The organism is Erysipelothrix piscisicarius (assembly GCF_003931795.1).
Taxonomy (GTDB): Bacteria; Bacillota_I; Bacilli_A; order Erysipelotrichales; family Erysipelotrichaceae; genus Erysipelothrix; species Erysipelothrix piscisicarius.
This window is the reverse complement of record NZ_CP034234.1, coordinates 1,472,274-1,496,796: the sequence shown is the minus strand read 5'-3', so window position 1 is coordinate 1,496,796 and position 24,523 is coordinate 1,472,274. Positions and strand designations below refer to the sequence as shown.

The 24,523-nt window shown below is 37.6% G+C and carries 31 protein-coding genes; 23 read left to right on the top strand and 8 right to left on the bottom strand.

Annotation, left to right across the window (positions count from 1 at the left end; genetic code table 11):
* Positions 1–113 precede the first annotated feature (113 nt).
* From cysK to holA, 14 genes are all read left to right on the top strand, one after another.
* Positions 114–1,043 (top strand): cysteine synthase A, encoded by a 930-nt coding sequence (gene cysK, locus EEI45_RS07445; protein WP_125164746.1) that lies wholly within the window; start codon positions 114–116, stop codon positions 1,041–1,043.
* 200 nt (positions 1,044–1,243) lie between these two features.
* The gene (locus EEI45_RS07440; RefSeq protein WP_125164745.1) at positions 1,244–1,864 is read left to right on the top strand and encodes a TrkA C-terminal domain-containing protein; all 621 of its coding nucleotides are present in this window, start codon (positions 1,244–1,246) and stop codon (positions 1,862–1,864) included.
* 255 nt (positions 1,865–2,119) lie between these two features.
* Complete coding sequence (gene alaS / locus EEI45_RS07435; RefSeq protein ID WP_125164744.1) at positions 2,120–4,732, top strand: alanine--tRNA ligase; 2,613 nt, start codon at positions 2,120–2,122, stop codon at positions 4,730–4,732.
* Positions 4,733–4,787: 55 nt separating this feature from the next.
* A complete protein-coding gene (locus EEI45_RS07430; protein WP_125164743.1) occupies positions 4,788–5,048 on the top strand; it encodes an IreB family regulatory phosphoprotein in 261 nt (86 codons plus the stop codon).
* The gene (gene ruvX, locus EEI45_RS07425; RefSeq protein WP_125164742.1) at positions 5,049–5,483 is read left to right on the top strand and encodes a Holliday junction resolvase RuvX; all 435 of its coding nucleotides are present in this window, start codon (positions 5,049–5,051) and stop codon (positions 5,481–5,483) included.
* Between the two features lies 1 nt (position 5,484).
* A complete protein-coding gene (locus tag EEI45_RS07420) occupies positions 5,485–5,826 on the top strand; it encodes a DUF1292 domain-containing protein (protein ID WP_125164741.1) in 342 nt (113 codons plus the stop codon).
* Positions 5,786–6,154 (top strand): MltG/YceG/YrrL family protein, encoded by a 369-nt coding sequence (locus EEI45_RS09600; RefSeq protein ID WP_228410317.1) that lies wholly within the window; start codon positions 5,786–5,788, stop codon positions 6,152–6,154. The genes EEI45_RS07420 and EEI45_RS09600 overlap by 41 nt, the downstream gene beginning before the upstream one ends.
* Positions 6,091–6,891 (top strand): endolytic transglycosylase MltG, encoded by an 801-nt coding sequence (gene mltG / locus EEI45_RS07415; protein WP_228410316.1) that lies wholly within the window; start codon positions 6,091–6,093, stop codon positions 6,889–6,891. Before EEI45_RS09600 ends, mltG begins: the two co-directional genes overlap by 64 nt.
* Before the next feature lie 16 nt (positions 6,892–6,907).
* On the top strand, positions 6,908–7,555 hold the full coding sequence (gene udk, locus EEI45_RS07410; RefSeq protein ID WP_125164740.1) for a uridine kinase: 648 nt from the start codon (positions 6,908–6,910) through the stop codon (positions 7,553–7,555).
* A gap of 5 nt (positions 7,556–7,560) precedes the next feature.
* The gene (gene greA, locus EEI45_RS07405; protein ID WP_003773073.1) at positions 7,561–8,031 is read left to right on the top strand and encodes a transcription elongation factor GreA; all 471 of its coding nucleotides are present in this window, start codon (positions 7,561–7,563) and stop codon (positions 8,029–8,031) included.
* Positions 8,032–8,097: 66 nt separating this feature from the next.
* On the top strand, positions 8,098–8,313 hold the full coding sequence (locus tag EEI45_RS09595; RefSeq protein ID WP_228410315.1) for a hypothetical protein: 216 nt from the start codon (positions 8,098–8,100) through the stop codon (positions 8,311–8,313).
* A gap of 35 nt (positions 8,314–8,348) precedes the next feature.
* Positions 8,349–8,552 carry a ComEA family DNA-binding protein gene (locus EEI45_RS09590; RefSeq protein WP_228410314.1) on the top strand — a complete coding sequence of 68 codons (204 nt, stop codon included), beginning with the start codon at positions 8,349–8,351 and terminating at the stop codon, positions 8,550–8,552.
* Complete coding sequence (locus EEI45_RS07395) at positions 8,543–10,270, top strand: ComEC/Rec2 family competence protein (RefSeq protein ID WP_125164739.1); 1,728 nt, start codon at positions 8,543–8,545, stop codon at positions 10,268–10,270. Before EEI45_RS09590 ends, EEI45_RS07395 begins: the two co-directional genes overlap by 10 nt.
* On the top strand, positions 10,267–11,202 hold the full coding sequence (gene holA, locus EEI45_RS07390; RefSeq protein WP_125164738.1) for a DNA polymerase III subunit delta: 936 nt from the start codon (positions 10,267–10,269) through the stop codon (positions 11,200–11,202). The genes EEI45_RS07395 and holA overlap by 4 nt, the downstream gene beginning before the upstream one ends.
* Positions 11,203–11,223: 21 nt before the next feature.
* On the opposite strand, the gene rpsT is transcribed toward holA, so the two are convergent.
* Positions 11,224–11,487 carry a 30S ribosomal protein S20 gene (gene rpsT, locus EEI45_RS07385; protein ID WP_125164737.1) on the bottom strand — a complete coding sequence of 88 codons (264 nt, stop codon included), beginning with the start codon at positions 11,485–11,487 and terminating at the stop codon, positions 11,224–11,226.
* A 170-nt stretch (positions 11,488–11,657) separates the two neighbouring features.
* Between rpsT and fmt the strand changes: the two genes are divergently transcribed.
* From fmt to hemW, 6 genes are read left to right on the top strand one after another with little or no spacing between them, the layout of a single operon-like run.
* Complete coding sequence (gene fmt, locus EEI45_RS07380) at positions 11,658–12,332, top strand: methionyl-tRNA formyltransferase (protein WP_228410313.1); 675 nt, start codon at positions 11,658–11,660, stop codon at positions 12,330–12,332.
* Positions 12,333–12,358: 26 nt separating this feature from the next.
* Positions 12,359–12,583 (top strand): hypothetical protein, encoded by a 225-nt coding sequence (locus EEI45_RS09585; RefSeq protein WP_267128116.1) that lies wholly within the window; start codon positions 12,359–12,361, stop codon positions 12,581–12,583.
* Positions 12,580–13,092 carry an ECF transporter S component gene (locus EEI45_RS07375; protein WP_125164736.1) on the top strand — a complete coding sequence of 171 codons (513 nt, stop codon included), beginning with the start codon at positions 12,580–12,582 and terminating at the stop codon, positions 13,090–13,092. The genes EEI45_RS09585 and EEI45_RS07375 overlap by 4 nt, the downstream gene beginning before the upstream one ends.
* Positions 13,093–14,895, top strand: coding sequence for a translation elongation factor 4 (lepA, locus tag EEI45_RS07370; protein ID WP_125164735.1), 1,803 nt, complete (start codon positions 13,093–13,095; stop codon positions 14,893–14,895).
* Positions 14,888–15,148, top strand: a complete 261-nt coding sequence (locus tag EEI45_RS07365) for a MagZ family protein (RefSeq protein WP_228410312.1) — start codon at positions 14,888–14,890, stop codon at positions 15,146–15,148. Before lepA ends, EEI45_RS07365 begins: the two co-directional genes overlap by 8 nt.
* Positions 15,138–16,241: a radical SAM family heme chaperone HemW gene (hemW, locus tag EEI45_RS07360; RefSeq protein WP_125164733.1), complete on the top strand. Its 1,104-nt coding sequence runs from the start codon at positions 15,138–15,140 to the stop codon at positions 16,239–16,241. Before EEI45_RS07365 ends, hemW begins: the two co-directional genes overlap by 11 nt.
* Before the next feature lie 44 nt (positions 16,242–16,285).
* Here hemW and EEI45_RS07355 read toward each other — a convergent pair whose 3' ends face one another.
* Both EEI45_RS07355 and EEI45_RS07350 read right to left on the bottom strand, forming a co-directional pair.
* On the bottom strand, positions 16,286–16,579 hold the full coding sequence (locus EEI45_RS07355; protein ID WP_125164732.1) for a hypothetical protein: 294 nt from the start codon (positions 16,577–16,579) through the stop codon (positions 16,286–16,288).
* Positions 16,576–17,430, bottom strand: coding sequence for an NAD(P)-dependent oxidoreductase (locus EEI45_RS07350; protein WP_125164731.1), 855 nt, complete (start codon positions 17,428–17,430; stop codon positions 16,576–16,578). Before EEI45_RS07350 ends, EEI45_RS07355 begins: the two co-directional genes overlap by 4 nt.
* A gap of 71 nt (positions 17,431–17,501) precedes the next feature.
* Between EEI45_RS07350 and EEI45_RS07345 the strand changes: the two genes are divergently transcribed.
* The 3 genes from EEI45_RS07345 (at position 17,502) to pnp (ending at position 20,797) form a co-directional block, all read left to right on the top strand.
* Positions 17,502–18,032: a hypothetical protein gene (locus EEI45_RS07345; RefSeq protein WP_125164730.1), complete on the top strand. Its 531-nt coding sequence runs from the start codon at positions 17,502–17,504 to the stop codon at positions 18,030–18,032.
* Between the two features lie 266 nt (positions 18,033–18,298).
* A complete protein-coding gene (rpsO, locus tag EEI45_RS07340) occupies positions 18,299–18,565 on the top strand; it encodes a 30S ribosomal protein S15 (protein ID WP_003773100.1) in 267 nt (88 codons plus the stop codon).
* A 93-nt stretch (positions 18,566–18,658) separates the two neighbouring features.
* Positions 18,659–20,797: a polyribonucleotide nucleotidyltransferase gene (gene pnp / locus EEI45_RS07335; protein WP_125164729.1), complete on the top strand. Its 2,139-nt coding sequence runs from the start codon at positions 18,659–18,661 to the stop codon at positions 20,795–20,797.
* A 46-nt stretch (positions 20,798–20,843) separates the two neighbouring features.
* On the opposite strand, the gene EEI45_RS09580 is transcribed toward pnp, so the two are convergent.
* From EEI45_RS09580 to EEI45_RS07315, 5 genes are all read right to left on the bottom strand, one after another.
* On the bottom strand, positions 20,844–21,224 hold the full coding sequence (locus EEI45_RS09580) for an LLM class flavin-dependent oxidoreductase (RefSeq protein WP_228410311.1): 381 nt from the start codon (positions 21,222–21,224) through the stop codon (positions 20,844–20,846).
* A gap of 37 nt (positions 21,225–21,261) precedes the next feature.
* Positions 21,262–21,894, bottom strand: coding sequence for an LLM class flavin-dependent oxidoreductase (locus EEI45_RS09575; RefSeq protein ID WP_228410310.1), 633 nt, complete (start codon positions 21,892–21,894; stop codon positions 21,262–21,264).
* A gap of 212 nt (positions 21,895–22,106) precedes the next feature.
* The gene (locus EEI45_RS07325) at positions 22,107–22,511 is read right to left on the bottom strand and encodes an HIT family protein (RefSeq protein ID WP_125164728.1); all 405 of its coding nucleotides are present in this window, start codon (positions 22,509–22,511) and stop codon (positions 22,107–22,109) included.
* 43 nt (positions 22,512–22,554) lie between these two features.
* Positions 22,555–23,430, bottom strand: a complete 876-nt coding sequence (locus tag EEI45_RS07320) for a foldase protein PrsA (RefSeq protein WP_125164727.1) — start codon at positions 23,428–23,430, stop codon at positions 22,555–22,557.
* A complete protein-coding gene (locus tag EEI45_RS07315; protein WP_125164726.1) occupies positions 23,430–24,398 on the bottom strand; it encodes a peptidylprolyl isomerase in 969 nt (322 codons plus the stop codon). Before EEI45_RS07315 ends, EEI45_RS07320 begins: the two co-directional genes overlap by 1 nt.
* Between the last annotated feature and the right edge of the window lie 125 nt (positions 24,399–24,523).

Sequence of the window (24,523 nt, the reverse complement as noted above, 5' to 3'; positions counted from 1 at the left end):
ATAATGTTATGTCTTTTACTAGGTAATGTCAATGAAACTGAAAGAGTGTTAGAATTGACATGAATACAAATAGTTGTATAATACATATATAACATATAGGTAAAGGTGATAATATGAAAACATATAAAAATATAACAGAATTAATTGGACGCACGCCTCTTGTTGAGTTGACGAACATTTCAAAAGAAGCTGGACTTAAAAACCCAATTCTTGCTAAGGTAGAATTTTTTAATCCAGGTGGTAGTGTTAAAGATCGTATTGCATTCGCAATGTTAACTGAGGCACGTAAACAAGGTTTCGTTAATGATGAAACCGTTATTATTGAGCCAACCAGTGGGAATACTGGTATTGGACTTGCTTCAATTGGTGCATCCATGGGTCTTAAGGTGATATTAACGATGCCTGAAACGATGAGTGTCGAACGTCGTAATTTATTAAAAGCTTATGGCGCAGAACTTGTTCTTACGGATGGTGCTGCTGGAATGAAAGGGGCTATTGCTAAGGCTGAGGAACTTGCAAAGGAATACGAAAATTCATTTATTCCATCACAATTTGATAATCAAGCTAACGTACAAGCTCACTACACAACTACAGGTCCTGAAATTTATGCGGATACTGATGGTAAAGTAGATATCTTTATTGCAGGTATTGGTACCGGCGGAACCATTACGGGTACGGGTATGTATCTAAAAGAACAAAATCCAAATATTCAAGTGATTACGGTTGAACCCGAAAATTCAGCAGTGCTCTCGGGTGAGAAACCCGGCCCACATAAACTTCAAGGTTTGGGTGCAGGGTTTGTACCATCGATTCTTCAAACAGATATCTATGAAGAGATTTTGCGAATTACGGATTCAGAGGCATTTGTTATGGGTCGTCAATTGGCCCAAAAAGAAGGTTTACTTGTAGGTGTCTCTTCCGGTGCTGCGGTTGCTGCTGCACTTAAAGTAGCACAACGACCTGAAAATGAAGGCAAAACGATTGTTGTCGTCCTTCCAGATCCCGGGGAACGTTATCTATCAACACCCATGTTTAACGAATAAGTATAAAAGAACACGGTAATTGAATCAAAACAATCGTGTGCATATACCACACGATTAGATTGTTTGAAGTTCTATCAGGTATCCCTAAAGAATACAGGGATGCCTTTTTTGTGGGTCATCGTATGCGAAATATTGTTTTCTTTCGTAACATCGATAATTTATGGTAATATTTAGAATATAGAGTGAATGCGAGGATAGAGATGATGACGAAGAAAAAACAAGCACGATATCAACAAATTGCCCTGGATATTGCAGCTCGAATTGCACGCAATGATCTGCTTGAAGGTGAACGGATCTCGGGGCGATCTATTTTATCAAGTGAATACGGTGTATCACCTGAAACGATTCGAAGAGCGATGAGTCTTCTTGAAGAGGTTGAGGTGGTTCATGTGGCCAATAATTATGGTGTGATTATCGGTGCGAAAGAAGCTGCGATTGCTTATTTAGATTCTTTTTCTTCGGTTTCTGATGTCACTCAACTCAAGCATCGTCTGAATGCATTGATGGATAAGCGTCATGAGATTGATGAGGAAATTCGAACGATAATCAGTCAAATTGTGGATTTGTCTGGTCGATTTTCATTCTCAGATCCCTTAAAACGTTTTGAATTTACCTTACACGCGGGTTCAAAACTAATTGGTCAAACGATTGGGAGTTCCGCATTTTATCAGACTACAAAAATGACGATCATTGCTTTAAATCGCCAAGGTACGATGATATTATCCCCTGGACCGGATGCTGTTTTTGAAGAAAACGATGTTTTGGTGGTAGTGGGACATGTGGCGGATGTTGTTAAGGTAGAAATGTTGGTTCAAGACTAGTCAAATAAAGTGTGATGTGATAAGATAATCTTGAAAAATCGTACTAAAGATATATTGGTTTTGTTGGAACTTTTAGAGACAAGTTGGTTGGTGAAAAACTTGAGGAACACGAAATCAATGCTCCTTTAGAAGATGAGGAAACTCCGTATTGTTTGCGTTAAAAACAGGAGAGATGTATACACTTGTATAAATCAGGATGGTACCGCGTGAAAACGTTCCTGGATGGAATGTTTTTTTTATGTTTAGGAGGAAGTTATGAAGCAACTTACAAGTAGTGAAATAAGAACTATGTTTTTGGATTATTTTAAAGCACAAGATCATATGATTGAACCGGGTGCACCCCTTGTTCCAATCGATGATGATGATACCCTTTTATGGATTAATTCTGGGGTTGCTGCACTTAAAAAATATTTTGATGGTCGTGTTAAACCTAAGAAACCACGTATCGCAAACGTTCAAAAGTCATTGCGCACCAATGATATCGATAATGTAGGAAAGACAGCGCGTCACCATACATTTTTCGAAATGCTCGGAAATTTTTCAATCGGAGATTATTTTAAAGAAGAAGCCATTGGGTTTGCATATGAGTTTTTATTTTCTCCAGAATGGCTTGATTTGGATGTAAGTAAAGCGTATTTTAGTGTGCATACAGATGACCAAGAAGCTTTTGATATTTGGGTTAATAAATATAACGTGAATCCATCACGTATTTTACGCACGGATGATAACTTCTGGCAAATTGGTGACGGTCCTTGTGGTCCGAACTCAGAAATTTTTTATGATCGCGGTGAAAAATATGATCCCGAACATATCGGAGAGCGTCTTTTCTTTGAAGATCTTGAAAATGACCGTTATGTTGAAGTTTGGAACATTGTATTTTCACAATTTGATGGTGTTGAAGGTGGGGATATCCATACCTTTAAAGAACTTCCACAGAAAAACATTGATACAGGAATGGGTTTTGAACGTCTTGTAAGTATTGTTCAAGATGGTGATACAAACTTTGATACAGATTTATTTATTCCAATCATCCAAGCAATTGAAGCGTTGACACCGCTTAAATATCACGACAATGTGATGGCATACCGTGTTATTTCTGATCATATTCGTTCATTAGTCTTTACACTAGCAGATGGTGCCGTGTTCTCTAATGAAGGACGTGGTTATGTTTTACGTCGCATTTTACGTCGTGCTGTACGTTTTGGTAAAGTGTTAGAAATTGAAGGAACCTTCCTTCATACATTAGTAGATGATGTTATTGCAGTTATGGGAGATGCATATCCAAACCTAGCAGAACATCGCGATATGATTGTGAAATTGATTTTGAGTGAGGAAGAGCGTTTTGCGAAGACATTGGCAGGCGGAGAGAAACTCTTACTTGATACAATTGAAGCAAACAAAGAGGCAATCATCACAGGGGAAGTTGCGTTTAAACTCTATGATACCTACGGTTTCCCAATTGAATTAACACAAGAAATTGCAGAAGAACATCACGTTTCTGTTGATTTGGAAGGTTTTAAAGCGTCGTTAGAAGAACAAAAAGAACGCGCACGCAGCAGTCGTCAAAAAGTTGAATCTATGGGTTCGCAACAAGAAGATCTTCTAAATTTCAAAGAAAACAGTGAGTTTATTTATGATTCGTTTGAAACACAGGGTCGCGTTGTGGGTTTATTTGTGGATGGCAAGCAAGTTGACGCCTTTACAGGTAAGGGGCATGTTGTTTTTGATAAAACATGTTTCTATGCTGAAAGTGGTGGACAAGTTGCGGATACAGGGACCATTGAATCCGATAGTGCTAAAGGAAATGTTCTTGATGTTAAGAAAGCGAATGGTGGACAGCCACTTCATTTTGTCGAAGTATATGGAACCATTACAATGGGTCAAGTGTTTGATTTGAAAATTGACGCAAAACGTCGAATTTTAATTCGAAAAAATCACTCATGTGTTCACTTATTGCATTCTGCATTAAAGACTGTCGTTGGCGATCATGTGTCGCAAGCAGGCTCTTATGTTGATGAAAACTATTTCCGTTTCGATTTCTCACACTTTGAAAAGCTAACGGATGAGCAACTTGAAAAAGTTGAACTGATGATTAATCAATGGATTGCGGAGTCGTTACCAATTACGGTTGTTGAGAAACCACTTGAAGAAGCAAAAGCAATGGGGGCGATGGCATTATTTTCAGAAAATTATGGATCGGTTGTTCGCGTCGTGACAATGGGAGATGCTTCTATGGAATTATGTGGTGGAACCCATGCGCTTGGAACAGGTGAAATCGGTGTCTTTAAACTAGTATCAGAAGAAAGTGTTGGTTCAGGTGTTCGCCGTATTCTAGGAAAAACAAGTTTCGGTGCTTATGAATCATATAAAGAAACAGAATTGGAAGTCGATCAAATTCGCACACGACTTAAATTGTCACCACAAAAATCAATTCAAACTAAGATTGAAGAGATGGAAGCAGAAATCAAGCAGTTAGAAGGCAAATACAAACTCATGATGGCGGATGTTCTCAAGGCTAAAACGCAAGAGTATATTCAAATGGCTGAACAGGTAGGAAATGACTTGAGTTTTGTTTGGATTGATATGGAAGATCAAGAGATGAATGTTGTCAAAGAACTTGTTCAACGCATTCGTGATCATGTCGATATTGTTTTTGTTGCAAATCATAAAGCATCCTCAGTAAACTTTGTTGTGGGATGCAGTGAAAAAGCAATTCAAGCTGGTATTAAAGCGGGAGATTTAGCGAAAGAAGCAGCAGTAACAACTGGTGGTAATGGTGGTGGTAAACCTAATTTTGCACAAGCCGGTGGTAAAGATATCACTAAAATAAATGATGCCAAATTAGTGATTTCTAACAAAATTGCTTAATAACTTTATCTTTTAAGGTTTATACGATAAAATAGAAATAAAGGATGTGATATAAATGTCGAAACACAATGTGACAGAAACAATGGCTTTTAATTCAGATGAAGTTCGTCGTGATCGAATTAAAGAAATCCTTGCTGAAGTAGAATCAGCACTCGAGGAACGCGGCTATCAATCCGTGAGTCAGATTTCTGGGTATTTGATTTCAAATGATCCAGCTTATATCTCTTCGCACAATAACGCGCGTGTGAAGATTCAGGAAGTTGAACGTTACGAAATTATTGAAGAGTTAGTACGTTTTTATCTTAGTGAAAAATAAATGATAGGTAAAATAATTGGTCTCGATCTTGGATCGAAAACGTGCGGTGTCGCGCTGTCTGATGGGCTTGGAATGTATGCTCATCCAGTTGAGACATTGTATTACAAAGTCTCAGTAGATGAGTTAAAGGAACCATTGGAAGCTTTAATCAAAAAAGAGCGCGTTAAAGTAATTGCATTGGGTTTTCCTAAGATGATGAATAATGATGTTGGGGAGCGTGCCCAAATTTCTGAAGATTTTAAAATGACATTGGAGTCTTGGTTTAATTGTGAAGTTGTACTCATCGATGAACGACTTACAAGTGTGGTGGCAAATCGTCAACTCATTGATCAAGATGTATCACGAAAAAAAAGAAAGAAAGTTGTCGATCAACTTGCGGCCGTTCATATACTTCAAACGTATTTGGATAAACGCCGTTTTATGGAGGGAAATTAAAATGGAAGAAAAAACACTTATTGTCATCAATGATGACGGAACTGAACAAGAAATGGATATTTTATTTACGTTTGATGATGATACATTCAACAAAAAATATGTTTTATATGTAAGTCCAGAAGATACAACAGGCGAAGTTTTCGTTTCAAGTTATGTTGAAGATGGAACATTAAATGCTGTTACAGATCCAAAAGAATGGGCTATGATTGAAGAAGTATTTAATGCATTTATTATCCAACACGATGAATCAAGTGAAGAAGGCGGATGTGCTTGCGGTCAAGATCACGAAGCGTCTGAAGATCATGAGTGCAGTTGTGGATGTGGCCATGACCACTCACACTAAGAAAATTCTTGGTGGCCTTTTGCTTGTGTGTGTGATGGCGGTTATAGGATTTATGCTTCTTTTCAATATCAACACACAAAGCATTTCAAAGGACAGTCAAACTGTTCTTTTTAATGTGAACGAAGGTGACACAATGTCTGCTGTGATTGATCGATTAGCCGATGAAGGCATTGTTCGATCCTCTTTTTTCACCAAAATTAAAGCGAAATTAGAAATCATGATCAACTTTATGAAGGGCAGTTTAACCTCGATAAAAGTTGGGATGTGGAACGCATTCTTGAGTATCTTGAGCAACCTTCTTATGAGCATGATAAGACAGGTTCAGTAACCATCACATTGATTGAAGGAAGCTGGGCAAAAGATATCGCAAAGAAAATTTCACTGAAGACTAATACCAAAGCGGAACGGTTTTTAGAACTTTGGAATGATCCAAAATACATTGAATCATTAATGTCTCAATATGAAGTATTGTCACAAGACTTACTCAAAAATAAAGACGCGAAGGTGTTGTTAGAAGGGTATCTTTATCCTGATACCTATGAATTTAATGTAAACAATACCGAAGAAGAAATTACGGAACGTCTTATTTCAAATGGTAATGATAAGTATCAAAACTATAAAAATCGTATTGATGCTTCAGGTATGACACCTTATCAACTCTTGAGTCTTGCCTCGATTGTAGAGTATGAAGCACCAGGTTATGAAAATATGCAGGATGTTGCGGGTGTGTTTATCAATCGTTTAAAACAAGGAATGAAGCTTGAATCAAGTGTGACCATTTGTTATGCACTTTATGAGTTTGAAGATTGGGATGATTGTGAATCGATGACGAACAATCAAATTGATTCGCCTTATAACACATACCGTTATGAAGGGATTACTCCGGGACCTATTTTGAATCCTTCGGAGTCTGCCATTGAAGCGGTACTTAATTATTCCCATCATGATTATTTATTCTTTGTCGCAAACGTGAAAGCAGACAAAAACGATCCAGATTATGGAAAAATATATTATTCAAAAACATTTGAAGAACATGACCAACGTGTCAAAGAGATACTCAATTAAGTATTAGGAGGCTATAATGAGTCCAATTGTTATTGGGATTGCTGGTGGAAGTGCATCCGGTAAATCTAGTATTGCAAAGAAATTAAAAAAACACTTCGATGAGACACAAAAAGTAGTCATCATTAAAATGGATGACTATTACAAGGACCAAAGTCACTTACCTATGGAAGAACGTTTGGCTACCAATTATGATCATCCATTTGCATTTGATATGGATTTATTAGTTTCCGATATGGAGTCTTTAAAGTCAGGGGAATCAATTCAAAAACCTGTGTATGATTTTATGAATCATACACGCAGCCAGTATTCAGAAGAAATTCAATGTAATGATGTTATTGTATTAGAAGGTCTCATGACGTTAGATGATTCTCGTTTACGTAATTTACTCGACATCAAAGTTTTTGTGGATGCACCTGCAGATATTCGTTTTATACGTCGTCTTGTACGTGATGTAAATAAGCGTGGACGTACGCTGGAACACGTTATTGAGCAATATATGTCAACGGTTCGTATTATGCACGAACAGTTCGTTGAACCCTCAAAACGCTATGCTGATATTATTATTCCCGAAGGGGCTCATAACACCGTTGCGATTGATTTACTTACAACTAAAATAAGTAGTATCATTGGTACGAGTGTGTTACAATTTTTATTCAAGGAGTGATGAACATGACAGAAAGAATTCCTGTAACACAGGCTGGTTTAGATGAATTAAATCGTGAGCTTCGCCAATTAATCGAAGTTGAACGTCCAGAAGTTATTGAAGATTTAAAAGCAGCACGCGCACAAGGTGACTTGTCTGAAAATGCTGATTACGATGCAGCTCGTGATCGTCAAGCACGTGTTGAAGCTCGAATCCGTGAAATTGAAGCAACTTTAACAAAAGTTGAAATTATTGATGGTGACAAAGCAAAAAAACACAAGACAGTTGGTCTGGGTGCTACTGTTACGATTTATGATATGGAAATGGAAATTGAAGAAACATTTTCAATCGTAGGTTCTGTTGAAGCAGATCCTGAAAATGGTAAACTTTCAAACGTTTCACCACTTGCACAAGCAATGAACGAAGCCAAAGAAGGCGACGTTGTTGAAGTTCAAGTTGATGAACCATATGAGGTTAAAGTTCTAAAAATTAACTAAGAAGCGTAAGCTTCTTTTTTTTTATGAATTACTTTGTAAATATCATAATTAACTAAGGGGTGGTTCATGAAATTTATTGTAATTATTGCGTTAATCATGTGTCTTGCTTCGTTTCAATTCATCATGAATATGAATGAATTGACGTTTCAAAAGAAGACATCGATACGCATTGATATCGATGATAAGTCCTATGATGTTGCTTTAGAAAGTAATGATACCATACTAAAAATTCTTGAACGGCTTGGTATTCAGGCCTCAAACATTAAAACTTACCCAACATAACTTCTTTCTATGAAGGCCAACACCTTAAACTAGAAATGAAGAAAACAACATGTGTCTCACTTAATACGTCAAGTGAACAAGATTTAGTGCAAATAAAGGGAATTGGACCTCGCAAAGCTGAAGCAATTCTTCAATATCGGCTTCACCATCAAAAGTTTATGAGTATCGATGAACTCCTCAATATCAAGGGAATTGGACCTAAACTCTTGGAACGGATTAAAGATTTTGTATGCATTTAATCTATGGAATGTTACTTGGGACCTTGGTTGATGGAATTCTTTTAAAAATCTGTTTAGGTTGTGCTTGGACTGGTTTACTCTGTTTTCGCAAACATCCACATCGCTTTCTTTTTCCACTGCTTTTTCTGTTAATGACGCAAATTCATCAATATTCATTTCCGCTAGGAGTTGTTGTTGCGGTGGATGATACGGGTTTATGGCTCAACCGTTTTAATACCAAGCAGCGATTGTTGATGAACTATACAGGCGAGGTGGGTGATTTACTGTGGCTTCTTGGGAATGATGTGCACTCAGGAAATTACATTAAGGTTGTGAAATTACCCTTGATTGACTCTATTTATCAAACAATCCATCAATATCCCTACCTTGAATCGTACTTTTTCGAGCGTCGCGAATCCTACCTTGCTTTGATTTCATTTCAAATTCGATCCCTTTCAGAACTGCTCATCATTTTAAAAAAACGTTTTCAAATTTCAATAAGTACTCACGTAATTAATGCAGGTGTGACATTTTGGTATCAGTATCTTTTTGGAATGAATGCATCAAATTTAAATTTTTTGTTGCGGCAAGTATTTTCACCACACGTAACAATAATAATTGTTATTTTTCTCTTGCCAAAACCGCTCCAAAATCCATCATTTCTTATTATTTATGGTCCACTACTTATATCAAACTTAACTTCTTTATGCCAACATGCACCGCGATGGTTTATACGTTTTGTCTTAGTTTTTTATTCGTGCAAACGCTTGGATTTGTTGAGTATTGTCATGGTTCGCGTTTTGAAACCCATTATGGGATTTATCTTTTTGATACTGTATGGATGCATTTTGCTTGGACTCCCTTTGCATTATTGTGACTGGTTCTTTGCGGTGATGAATACGGTAAATACTTGGATTGAGAAACGTTTTACAGTCTACGGAGCACCACCACTTATTTGTTTGCTTTTCCTCTTTAAAGTAAAGTCGAATACGAGTGCTTTGATGCGCATTCTGTGCATTGCTTTGATGACCCTCTATAATCCATGTTATACCATTACTTTTATTGATGTCGATCAAGGGGACTGTATTTTAATCCGAACTCCATTTTCTTTGTATACAACACTCATCGATACGGGTCGTCCGCGAGCGTATCCTGAGGTTCGCCGCGTTCTTTCAGCGTATGGAATTCAAACAATCGATCAATTGATTATTACGCACGGCGACCAAGACCATAATGGGTCACAAAATCGCGTAATAAAAGACTATAAAGTCGTGAACATCATTGAAGAAAAAGGTGCACAACTCAAATTGCTCCATGAATTGTTGTACGATAAGGTTTATCGAACAAAAAATGACAACAGTTTAATTTTAGGTTTAAAAGTAAAACAGTATGCATTTTTATTTATGGGGGATGCATCAAAAGAACAAGAGCGCGAATTGCTCCGATTCTATCATTTTGATGACCCAATTTTTCTAATTAAATTGGGCCATCATGGATCCAGGACCGCAACTGACTCACGCTTTATACAGGATTTAAAACCTCAATTTGGTTTAATTAGTTCTGATCCTTCTCAATACGGACATCCACACAAAGAAGTCATTGACATATTAAAAACGAATGATGTTGAAGTGTTAGAAACGTCGAAGATGGGCACGATTGACTTTGTGTTTACGCCATTCTTTGATTACTTTGTTTCAAATCGTGGTCACTTTGGTATAATAGGGATGGTGATAAGATGATAGACGTAATCGTAGGAAAAGAACCTTCGCTGATTAAACGTAAGGTAGAGAGTATCATAAAAGAATATGAAAACCAGTATGGTGTTTTCGATGTGTCACATTTTGACACACGTGATAAGGGGTTTTTATTTGATCATGTTTTGGAAAGTGCTTTAACGGTTTCACTTTTTGGCGATAAAAAGGCGGTTGTATTATCAACTCATGATGATTTGATAAAAGAAATGGAAACATCCTTAAGTGAATTAATGGCACAATCAATGTTTGATGTAAGTCTAATTGTTATTTTTGAGAAGAAACCGCTGGCAAAATCTGTGATGGGTAAAGCAATTGCGAAGCATGCTCGTGTCCATCAAATTAAGGATCCAGATGTGGGTCAGCTAAGTATATTGATGAAACAAGAAATTGAACGGCTTGAATTTAAAATGTCGAATGCTGCCATGGTTGAATTGCTTGAGCGAGTTGGTGACGATACGACACGTCTTTATCAAGAATTAAACAAATTAAGTTTGGTCGGACAGGATATTGAAAAAGAGCACGTTGTTAAGCTAATCTCTAAAAATATCGATGAGGATATTTTTGCGATTTCAAATGCGCTCTTAGATAAAAACATTGGGAAGGCTTTTTCTGTTTATCAAAATCTACTCGCGCAGAAAGTAGACCCTCTTGCTCTTTTAGGACTTATAGGAAGCAGTTTTCGTAAGATTTATCAAATCAGCGCCTTATACGAACAAGGGATTTCAAACAAGGGGATTGCTGATCGGTTGTCGCTCTCAGAAAAGCAAGTCTATTTTCTGGTGAAAAACCAGATGCGTCCGTCATTTGGTTTGTTGGAACTCTTAAATCAGCTTGCCCAAATCGATCAGGATGTGAAACAAGGAAAAATTGATCGATTTGTAGCATTTGAATTGTTTATGATTGAAGCAATAATATAAAAAATAACCTTCGTATGAATGTTATTTTAATGTGTTAAGTTTTAATGATAAATCGGATTTTTTACGGGCTACGTAGTTTTTGTGATGAATGTTGCTTGTAATCGATTTATCCAACAATGAATTGGTTTGATTGAATAGGCGTTCTGCCATTTCTTTGTCACCAGCTTCGATTGCGGAATTAAAACTACGAAGTGCTGTTTTCAAACTTGAACGTTGGCTCTTGTTTGCAGCTTCCGATTTACGATTTGTTTTTGTTCGTTTTGCATTACTTGCGATAATTGCCATAAATTGCCACCTCCCAGTATAGAAACATTGTAACACGTTTGAAGTTTGCTCAATGTGTAAGTTCAGTGATATAAATTTCACATTGGTTCAAATAATGTTTTTTGGAAATTAAGAATGAACGATGCACTTGTTTCGAGCACGTGTTATAATATGTGCTAGGATGTGATAATATGCGCGTTATGTTTATGGGAACAACACATTTTTCTTGTGTTGTGTTACAACAATTATTAGATGATGGTTATGATGTGGTTGCAGTGGTGACCCAACCAGATCGTCCTTTTGGACGTAAAAAGGTTTTAAAGGCACCCCCTGTTAAGGAATTAGCTTTAAAGCACGAAATTCCGGTGATTCAACCCATCAAAATTAAAGAATCAATTGAAGATGTTTTAAAATTTGAACCCGATTTAGTGGTTACATGTGCCTATGGACAGATTGTCCCTAAAGCCATTTTAGACTATCCAAAATTTCTTTGTTTGAATGTTCATGCTTCATTGCTCCCAAAATATCGTGGAGGGGCACCCATTCATTGGTCAATCATTCGTGGCGAAAAGGAAACAGGCGTTACGTTAATGCGAATGGATGTCGGTATGGATAGTGGGGATATGCTCGCATCTCGACGCGTATCAATTGATGATCATGACATGATGGGCGATGTCGAGTCAAAATTAATGGCGGCTTCCAAAATTCTAATTCAAGAGGATTTAAGAGCTTATCTTGAAGGCGATTTATCATTTGTACCACAAAATAAAGAACACGTCACACTCGCTTACACAATTCAACGCGAAGATGAGTTTGTTTCATTTAATAGATCTGTTTTGATGTTTATAATCATATTCGAGGTCTAATTCCATGGCCGGTTGGATATGGTGTTGTGGAAGGGATGAATGTTAAGTTTCATGGGGTTACAATGTCCGAAGCAAGTCATTCGTATGCACCTGGGGAAGTCATATCAGTAGATGAGAGTGGGCTTACCGTTGCTTGTGTTAATGGATCCGTTACAATTACTTTGATACAGCCAGCAGGAAAACCGATAACGTCTGCTCATGATTTCGCAAATGGACTGGGTCGAAATTGGAAGGGGAAACGATTTGAATGAGAGAAAATTATGAAGTAAAACGTACACAGACTTTAGTCATGATTGGTATTGTTACAGCGTTGATTACGACGGTAACACTCATCATTAAAATACCATCCGCAACCGGAGGATATCTTAATCTCAGTGACTTTGTTATTATGGTATCCCCAATTATGCTTCCGCTTGGAGGTGCGATCTTTGCGGCAGGTGTTGGGTGTGCTTTAGCCGACATTGCAGGTGGTTATGCTGTCTACGCTATTTTTTCTCTCTTTATCAAAGCGGGGGAAGTTATTATTATTAAGCTTTTAGAACGCTACCTTGATACACGTCAACGATGGATTCCCTTTTCACTGGCAGCACTTTGGATGATGACGATGTATGGGTTTGTTGCGGTTTTCTTAACCAAAAGCTGGCCATCCTTTTTTGTGGCCTTAAAAGGTGATTTGGTTCAAGGTATTTTCGCAGTCATATTGGCGACATTGTTTTATCCAAGATTACAAAAACTAATGAAATATTTAAGAGGTAACTAAATGAATCAAAAAAATATTCGAAATTTTTCTATTATCGCTCATATTGACCACGGAAAATCAACATTAGCGGATCGTATTTTAGAACAAACACATACGGTTGCACACCGTGATATGCAAGCGCAATTATTGGATCAGTTGGATCTTGAGCGCGAACGTGGGATTACAATTAAACTGAATGCTGTTCAACTTGCATATAAAGCAAATGATGGACAAGAGTATATCTTCCATTTAATCGATACTCCTGGTCACGTTGACTTTACTTATGAGGTGTCTCGCTCTCTTGCTGCATGTGAAGGCGCAATTCTTATTGTGGATGCGACACAAGGGATTCAAGCACAAACACTCGCAAATGCATATCTTGCAATTGAAAACGACTTGGAAATTATGGTTGTTATCAATAAAGTCGATTTACCTTCTGCAGATCCAGAACGTGTAAAACGTGAGATTGAGGACGTATTAGGTATTGATGCAAGTAATGCACCGTTAATCAGTGCGAAAACAGGTTTAAATATTGACCAAGTTTTGGAAGGGATTGTTTCGCAAATTCCAGCCCCTCAAGGGGATCTTGATGCACCTTTACAAGCCTTGGTTTTTGACTCGATTTATGACACCTATCGTGGTGTTATTGCATTTGTAAATATTAAACAAGGCCAAGTTAAAGTTGGCGACGAGATTAAATTTATGGCTTCTGGTGCAGTGTTTGAGGTGACTGAATTGGGTGTGCGGACACCCACTGAAATCAAAAAAGATAAACTCGTAACGGGGGAAGTAGGATGGATTAGTGCTAGCATCAAATCCATTAAAGAAATTGGCGTGGGGGATACAATAACCCTCGCGGATAATCCTGCCAAAGAAGCACTACCAGGATATCGTAAATTAAACCCAATGGTATATTGTGGGCTTTATCCAATTGATAGTAAACGTTATACAGATTTAAGAGAAGCTTTAGAGAAAATGCAATTGAATGATTCCTCCCTTGTTTTTGAGCCAGAAACATCACAAGCACTTGGGTTTGGATTCCGTTGTGGCTTCCTAGGCCTGCTTCATATGGATGTAATCCAAGAACGTTTGGAACGCGAATTTCAATTTGATTTAATCGCGACAGCACCTTCAGTTGAATTCCATGTTTACCTAACAAATGGAGAAATGTTAAAATTAGACAATCCATCAAGAATGCCAATTTCAAATGTGATTGATCATGTTGAAGAACCCTTTGTCGAGGCTCAAATTATGGTGCCATCTGACTATGTTGGTGCTGTAATGGAACTTTGTCAAAATAAACGTGGAATTTATATGGATATGCAAACAATTGATGGTACCCGTATGAACATTGTTTATCATTTGCCACTTGTGGAAATTGTTTTTGATTTCTTCGATCGTCTTAAATCAACGACTCGAGGCTATGCATCTTTTGATTACGAGTTTATTGGCTATCAACAATCCAATCTTGTGAAGATGGATATTCTTCTCAATGGAGAAATTGTCGATGCACTATCAACCATTGTCCATCGCGACTTTGCGTTTAATCGTGGAAAAGCAATTACTGAAAAACTAAGAACACTTATTCCAAGACAACAGTTTGAAGTTCCAATTCAAGCGGCTATTAATCAGAAAGTTATTGCCCGCTCTACCATCAAAGCACTCCGTAAAAACGTTATTGCGAAATGTTATGGTGGTGATATTTCACGTAAGAAGAAACTCTTAGAGAAGCAAAAAGAAGGTAAGAAACGTATGAAGCAAGTTGGTTCAGTGGAAATACCTCAAGAAGCATTTATGTCTGTTCTGTCAATGGATGATGAATAGTCACGTTAATAAACGCATTCAAGCGATGCGAGAACACTTTGGTTGGGATAAAACAGATACCATCGAATTTATGCCCGCATGTGTTGTGAAAGAAGCGCTTGAATTGCAAGAAAGTTTGAATGATGAAGCGAACTTTAAGAAAGAGATTGCGGATGTACTCATGTATACAATTTCCATATGTCTCGATCGTGACTACGATATCGAATTGTTGATTAACGATAAAATTGATGAGGTGATGAAACGTGAGTACTAAAGCACTTTATGTCCATATTCCATTTTGTGATCATATCTGTGGATATTGCGATTTTACGCGCTTTCATTACGCACGGCAAATTTCAGATCAGTTTATGATTCGTTTGATTCAACAAATTAATGGTTTACCCGGTAACCTAAAAACAATTTATGTTGGGGGTGGTACCCCAACTTCTCTTGAAGATGATCAATTGGAAGCATTACTTAAAGCATTGAAACCGAAACTTGCAGATGATTATGAATGGACGTTTGAAGGCAATCCAGAAAATCTTACGGAAGAAAATGTTCAGATGCTTCACGATTACGGTGTGAACCGAATGAGTTTGGGTGTTCAAACAACACATGATGATCTCCTCGAAAAAATAGGCCGACACCATAAATTTTATGATGTTGAGGTAGGGGTTAAGTTATTGCGTAAAATTGGAATTGAAAACATCTCATTAGATTTGATGTATGGACTTCCTGGACAAACGCTTGAAAGTTTTGAAGCATCGATGCGCGATGTTATTGCACTGAAACCTGATCATGTATCCATTTATGCCTTAACTGTTGAACCCAATTCATTATTTGGAAGACGTGGCATTCAACCTGTTCCGATTGAACTTGAAACTGAAATGTTTCTTTCGTGCATTCAATTAATGGAGGATGCAGGATATGAACAGTATGAAATTTCAAATTTTGCACTTCCGGGTTCGAGAAGTCAACATAACCAAGTTTATTGGCGTTATGAAGATTTTTATGCCCTTGGTCCGGGTTCGAGTTTAAAACATAATCATCAACGTAAGACTTGGACAACTAAACTTGGGATGTATCTCAAAGAAGATTCGTACCATGAAGTCATCGACCTCACGGTCGATGACGAGATGTTTGAGTTTATGATGATGGGCTTGCGTCTTAAAGATGGTGTCGCCTTTTCGCGATTTGAAGAACGCTTTGGTATTCCTATGACACAGGTTTTCAACGATGCGATTGAAGAAGGTATTTCTCGTAAACTTCTATACCAAACAGAAGATGTGTTAAAAACGACATTTGAAGGATTTGTAATGTTGGATGATACGTTGCTTCCTTTCATGTCTATCTTAAATGATGAATAAAAAACCTGTATGGTTCCAAATTGATGGAATCATACAGGTTTTTTCTATAATGAAACTAAGATCAATACAGTAGCAACTGAAATCAGTACAAGACAGAGACTGAGTCCAATCCAAATAACAGTTAGAAATTTCAACTCAAGTGTATCAACACGTTTTGAAAAGTGCTTATAGATACCAAACAATAATGCATTTAAAGCGCAAACGAGAAGAATTATCATCAAGCTTAGATTGAATGGACCAAACTGTGTTTGCTTTAGATAGATATAAATAAATGCAACCAATGATAAAACAGAGGCGATTAGCGGTATGAGTAAATCTCGGTTTATGCGTGATTTCATGATAATTGATTTATATAGTAATCGATAATGGCTTGTGTTCCCATTTCATCATATCCATGTTCGCTAAGTGTTTGGTAGATTTTACATACACTTTCTACAATAGGAAGATACAAATCATCTTTTTCATCCATCACTAACTTTAAGTCCTTGAGGAAGTGTTTAAGGTAAAATCCAGGTTCAAAATCCTTTGATATCATTTTTGGACCGTTATTTGCAGCTTGCCATGAAGCTGCTGAACCACCCGTAATGACATTAAGCATGGTTGTCATATCGATTTGATGATGGTGTGCATAATGCAACGCTTCGGCAGTGCCTGCTAGGGCTCCAGCAATGGCTGTTTGATTCGCTAATTTAGCATGTTGTCCATTACCATGCGTACCCATATAATTAATTGTTTTACCCATAACCTTCAACAGAGGCAGTACGGACTCAAAATCGGCGTGATCGCCGCCCACCATAATTGAGAGGGTCGCATTGATTGCGCCTAAGTCTCCACCGGTCACAGGGGCATCAAGCATTCTATATCCATGTTTTTCTGCATCATCCGCCAAGGATTTCGCAAGTGATGGAGAAGATGTTGTCATATCTACCAAAAGACAACCTGGTTTCGCATGCTTCATGACCTCTTCGAAAACATTCTTAACATCATTTGGATACCCTACAATCGCAAAGACAACATCCGCATCCTGTACGACTGCTTCAATGGTTTGACAAGCCGTGACTGATGGTTCCATCGCTTTTGCTTTTGAGAATGTGCGATTATATACTGAGACAGCATAACCTGCTTGTGCTAAATGTAACGCCATGGGTTTCCCCATAACACCTGTACCAATCCATGCAACTTTTTTCATATAAATATACCCTCCTTAAGTAAAATCAATTATACCATGACTGTGCTATAATAAATTAAAAAGGGGCAATTATGAAATATAAAAACAATGTTTCTAGGTCTTGTGGCTGTGGTTGCTTTGGGATTATGATTCAGGTTATGATTCCTGGAACAGATCTTCTGATTACAAAACCGAACACCTTTTCGCTTTCAAAACGACTTGAGACGCAAAACTTTCATTTGAATTGTGTTTTGATTCGAAACGGTAGAGTTATCGAAAACAAAGTTTTGATGAATCAAAACCATCTACAGGTTGAAAATGAAGATGAAATACGACTTAAAACGATTCAGTTTGAGTTATTGAAGAATATGATGGTTTTATCGTTTGAGATGGCAAATAAACAGCTTGTATCCGCTGAAAAACAGATTGAGATGGTTTTGCCAGAGCATTCGTTTCAATTCACTGACGGTCTTGAAACCGTTGAATTTGGTGAAACATATCTACTGGCGTATGCTTCTTCTTCAATTTACACCAACACTGTGACATTAAGTGATCTTTATGCTCAAATCACAAACGATAAAAATACAGATGAATTTATAGTCTTTACGATTCAATTTCAATAGTGCCCTCAAACCAGTTTAAGTCCTCTCGCTTCAACAGTTGAAAACAAGGATGTTGTAGATACAATAAAATCAAGATGAATTCAATCGAAGCTGTTTGAGAGGTGAATTCTAAAGTTCGCTTTCCCTTTAATTTCACGGGATCATAAAGAAATTCACTTGCCTATTAAGCATGGGTATGTTATTATTTGTAGGCTTTATGACTGGGATATCCGTTTCCTCGACTATACTCTCGGTGATGAAGGTCTGAAAAACAGGAGGATACATACATGTTATCAAAATCAGAAAAACAAGCAATCATGACTCAATATGCACGTCATGAAGGCGATACAGGTTCAGCAGAAGTTCAAGTAGCTGTTCTTACAGCAGAAATTAACTTGCTTACAGAACATATGAAAGAACATAAAAAAGATTTCCACTCAAACCGTGGACTTCTAAAAAAAGTTGGACGTCGTCGTAATTTATTAACTTACCTACGTAACGAAGACATTAACCGTTACCGTGAATTAATCACAAGCCTAGGATTAAGAAAATAATAAAAAACATGAAAAGGAGCAGTTGCTCCTTTTTTTGTTATATCAAATACGTATAGAATGTGTTAAAATTGAATAAGATATTGAGGTGAATCTATGAACAAGAGAGTATTTGAACTAGATTTTTGTGGAAAAAGTCTAAAAGTTGAAACGGGAGAATTAGCAAAACAGGCTGGTGGGTCTGTTTTAGTGCGTTATGAAGATACTGCAGTATTATCCGCTGCAACTGCAAGCAAGAAAGCGAAAGACATCGATTTCTTCCCACTTACAGTTACATATGAAGAAAAATTATATTCAGTTGGGAAGATTCCAGGTGGGTTTTTACGTCGTGAAGGACGTCCAAGTGAATATGCAACACTAACATCACGCTTAATTGATCGTACAATTCGTCCATTGTTTGCGGAAGGGTTCCGTAATGAAGTACAAGTTGTTAATACAGTTTTATCTGTTGATCAAGACAGTGCACCTGATATGGCAGCAATGTTTGGGGCATCTTTATCCTTGATGGTTTCGGATATTCCTTTTGAAGGACCGATTGCAGGGGTTACTGTTGGTTATATTGACGAAACGTTTGTTATAAATCCAACCCTTGAAGAGCAAGCAAAATCAAAAATGCATTTGATTGTTGCGGGTACAAAAGATGCAATCAATATGGTTGAAGCTGGCGCTGAGGAAGTTTCTGAAGAACTAATGCTTGAAGCGATGTTATTTGGTCATGAATGGATCAAACGTCTTTGTGCTTTCCAAATTGAAATCGCACAAGAAGTTGCGAAAGAAAAGATGGAAGTTACACTCTATGAAGTTCCAACAGAAATTGTTGATGAGGTTGAAGCGCTTGTAGGTAAAGATTTACGTGCAGCCGTTGCGATTCATGAAAAATTAAAACGTTATGGAACGATTGATGAACTTGAAGAAAAAGCGGTTTTACATTTTGAAGCGAAAACCTATGAAACGGAATCTGAAAAAAATAAAACGATAAAATACGTTAAAGAAGTTACGCACGGAATGGTTGCGGATGAAGTTCTTCGCCTTATTTCGATTGAAAAAATTCGTCCTGATGGCCGTGGTGTTGATGAAGTACGTCCATTAAATGTTCAAATTGATTTATTAAGTCGTGTTCACGGTAGTGGACTCTTTACACGTGGTGAAACTCAAGTACTCTCTGTTTGTACCCTAGGTGCAATGGCAGATACTCAAATAATTGATGACTTATCGGATGTGGATTCTAAACGATTCTTACATCACTATAATTTCCCTCCTTACAGTGTTGGTGAAACAGGCCGTATGGGTGCGCCAGGGCGTCGTGAAATTGGCCATGGTGCTTTAGGTGAGCGTGCTCTATCCTATGTTATTCCTTCTGAAGAGGAATTCCCATATACAATTCGTTTAGTAGCGGAAGTTCTTGAGTCAAACGGTTCTTCTTCTCAAGCAAGTATCTGTGCGGGTTCATTAGCGTTAATGGCAGCAGGTGTTCCTGTTAAAGCGGCAGTGAGTGGAATTGCGATGGGTCTTGTTCAATATGGAGAAGATTACACCATCCTAACAGATATTCAAGGAATGGAAGATCACTTTGGAGATATGGACTTTAAAGTTGCTGGAACAAAACAAGGGATTACAGCACTTCAAATGGATATCAAAATTAAAGGGTTATCAGAAGATATTCTTCGTGAAGCATTAGCTCAAGCGAAAAAAGGTCGTGCAGAAATGATGGCTGCAATGGATGACGTGATTTCAGAACCTCGTACCTTTGTGGGTGAATATGCACCTAAAATTGCTCAAATGAACATTAAACCGGATAAAATTCGTGATGTTATTGGAGCAGGTGGTAAAATCATTAATCAAATCATTGAAGAATGTAATGATGTTAAAATTGATATTGAAGATGATGGTCGTGTTGTGATTTACCATACAGATCAAGCTTCAATTGACAAAGCAAAATCGATGATTAAAAATATCGTACGTGTAGCAGAAGTTGGAGAAATCTATGATGCTAAGGTTGTGCGTATTGAAAAATTTGGAGCATTTGTAAATCTATTCCCGGGAACGGATGCACTCTTACACGTTTCAAAAATGGATCATAGTCGTGTTGAAAAACCAGAAGATATCGTTAAATTAGGGGATATCGTTAAAGTTAAGGTTATGGAAATTGATGAAAAGGGCCGTGTAAACGTATCCCGTAAAGCATTATTACCAAAACCGGAAGTCAAAAAAGAAGACGTTAAGCCTGCGGAATAATAGGCGAAAAAAACATCAACCGAAATCGTTGATGTTTTTTTTATTGTTATTTATCTTTAAAATAATCGCGTACAGCAGGGGCGACACGTGTTCCAAACAATTCAATAGCATGCAGAACATCTTCATGTTCCATTGACCCAATAGGTAGATGGAGCATGAATCGATTGAGTCCAAGCTCTTCAATCATCTTGATGAGTTTGGGTGTCACGTCTTCCGGACTACCTACAAACATCGCACCACCCGGTCCTGTCGCAACGTCAAAATCTTCACGACGATAGGTTTGAACCCAATTCGAGCGATCTTTCGCAATTGCTTCAATCAATAATTTCGTGGGGTAGAAATAGTTATCTTTGGCTTCTTCCGATGTATCCGCTATAAATCCCCAAGAATGTGCGGCAACTTGAAGCTGGTCTTTCGGGTATCCCATTTGTTTCCCAATTGCGTGGTAAGCTTCGATCAGTGATTTAAAGCGTAAAGGGTTTCCACCGATTATCGCGTAGGTGATGGGTAAGCCTTGTCGCGCTATATTCACAGTTGACTCTACATTTCCCCCCTGTTGCGACCAAAATAGGAAGGTTTTTTTGGACATAACGGGGGTAAATACCTGTATGATCAAGGGATTGGGTATGGTGACCTTCCCAGGTAACGGTTTCGTTTTCGACGATGGTACGAAGCATCTGCAATTTTTCAGTAAAGAGGGCCTCATAGTTCTTTAAATCATAGCCCAACAGTGGGAATGATTCTGTAAATGAACCTCGTCCTACCATCATCTCGGCACGTCCGTTAGATAGCGCATCGATGGTTGCGTACTGTTGATACGCACGTACAGGATCAATTGAAGAGAGGACGGTAACGGCTGAACTTAAACGAATGTGATTCGTATTGACGGCTCCTGCAGCCAGAACAATCTCAGGGGCTGAAACTGCGAAATCAGAGCGATGATGTTCGCCAATGCCATAAATATCGAGTCCGACACGGTCGGCTAATTCAATTTCCTTAACAAGCTGACGAATGCGTTCATCGTGAGCAGGGGCAACGCCCGTATGTTCGAGAGGTGTTGTTTCTCCAAAAGTACTGATACCTAATTCTATTTTCATGTAGTTACTCCTTTTCTAAATAAGGATATACTTCTTAGAATAAATCAAGAAGTGCAGAGACATAGAAAATCTATGCGAATTCAATACGAATCATGAATATGTATGATCTAATTTGATTATATAATAAGTAAATTATTTTTTTCAATGACGATGCCTGCGGTGCCAAGATATAAAAAAAAGTATTGAATGTACAACTCAATACTTTTATGTTTCTATTGACTATTTTGGTAATCTTGATAGATTTTGAAAACTTCATCAAGGTCATGATGATTGGGTACAGGTACAAATTTTAATTCCTCTACGTCATAGCGTGGAATAACATGAACATGGTAATGAGGGACGGTTTGTCCACTTACTTCATTGGCGTTCGTCAAAATATTAACACCGGATGCGCCAAAGGTTTTCATGAGGTTTATTGCAAGCATTTGTGCCGTGCAATTGACCTTTGAGACGACCTCTGGTGTCGCGGTGAGTACAGATTCTGTCGCAACCTTTGGTACAACTAAGGTATGGCCTTTAGTCGCCTGTGATATGTCTAGAAATGCGATGACATCATCGTCCTCCCATATTATTTTTGCGGGGATTTCTCGGTTAATAATTTTTTCAAAAAGTGTCATAGTAGACCTCCTCTAGCGCTATTATAGCATAAAGAAAAGACGCTTATTTAGCGTCTTTGTCTTTTTGAATGTTTAAGTATTGTGGGAACTTTTCAGCTACCGCATCATAAACATCTTTGTCATAGATTTTAAATCCATTATCCACAAAGAGTTGCGAAAGATATTGATTAACGATATCTTTGGATCCTACAAATGCTTCAATGGTTTCATCTTGATATCGATTGGCATCGATTTCAATAATTTGAACAATATATTTACTGTCATCACTTGAATCACTGAGAACACCAGATAATGTAGGCTCAGTTGCATTTTTAAGTGCATCCGCAACTTCTTGAGGATATTGCACAGATTTCAAGAGGTGTACTTTAGCACTTCCATCATATGAAGAACCCGTAACTTTGTAATCTTTTGCGACATCATCGAAGTTTTCTCCGCCCTTAATTTTCTCAAGAGCTTCGTCCGCTTTTTCTTGATTCTCTAATTGAAGAATGCGCGCTTTGCGGGGTGCGTTTTCTGTCGTTAATGCTTCAAAATCTGCAACCATTTTTTCTTTAAGAAGATGTGTCATTTTAAGCTCAGGATAAACAGTTTGTGCCATGAAAGCATCAACACTTTCATAACCGCTTTGTTTTAAACGTTCTTCAAGTTGATCACCAAAAACTTCTTTGATCTCTTCAAGACGTTTATCTGCTTCTGCTTTTACATCTGCATCCGCAACATTTTCAGTAATTTTATTTTGTGCTGACTTAACAACAGTCATTCCACCATCACTGAGTTTCATAACATCAAAAAGACGTTTTGATGTAATTTTTTCACTTCCGACAGAGAATATCTCTTCATCTGTGGAAATCATTGCACGTGCATCACTGCATCCCGCAAGCATCAGCAGTGCGAGGAGTGAAACTAGAAGTTTTTTCATTATTGATTTCCTCCTAGACCCATAAATGCCATTAAATCTGCTTTGACAGAATCATCCGCAAACTTAATATCTAAGCCTTCTGCTTTTTCCCAGATTGCTTGATATTGGATTTTAGGATTATTTGTTGATATTGCTTTTAAGAAATCTTTATCGTATTTGATTTCTTCGAAAGAGTCTTGTTGAACTGTAATGCGATGACGACCGTATTGTGAAGTAACCCACCCAGTTGTTTCACCCTTCTTGATACTTGTAGCTCCTTCAATAAATTCAGGAACTAAACTTGATGTTTTATCCATATATCCGAGTAAACCGCCATTTTGGGCTGTTCCATCATCGGAAAATTCCATAGCAACATCACTAAAAGATTTACCCTCTTTTAAAGCTGCATCAATTTTCTCCATTTTTGCTGTTTCTTCAGCAGTAGGATTTTTTGAATCGTCCATCTTGACAAGGATGTGACTTACAACACGAGGTTGATTTTCTTCGATAAATGCTTTCACATATTGATCGTAATTTGCTTCAAGGTAATCACCTAAAATAACATCAAGTTTATTTGAGTTTTCATAAAACTTGTTCATTTCATCAACACCTTTATAACCTAATGAAACAAGGGCTTTATCCAATTGTTCTAACCCTGCTGCACCATTTTGTGCAGAAACATTAGTTTTAACTGTTTCAGCTTCTTCTTTAGATTTCTTAACGATATCTTCAGTTGTTTCCATTGAATCAAGAACAGCGCGTTCGAATAATTTATAAATCTCTGCGGTTCCTTTCGATTCTAAGAGTTCATTATAATATGCATCTGCAGTATAATCACTCCCAGCAACCTCATATATTACATCTTTACCGTCTACTTTTTTACCGCTCAAAACAGCGTTCATCTGTTCCTTAGTAAAATACCCGATACCGACAATCAGTACCAAACCTATAACGACGACAAACCAATATTTTTTTAAATTGTCAATCATTACAATCCTCCTTTTGTCTCATTAATTATAGGTTATTTGAGGGGTCAATGCAACACGTTACGAATACGTTTCGTGAGCGATGGTCGCCTTATTCGGATTAATCTTGTGCTATAATATAAGAATTA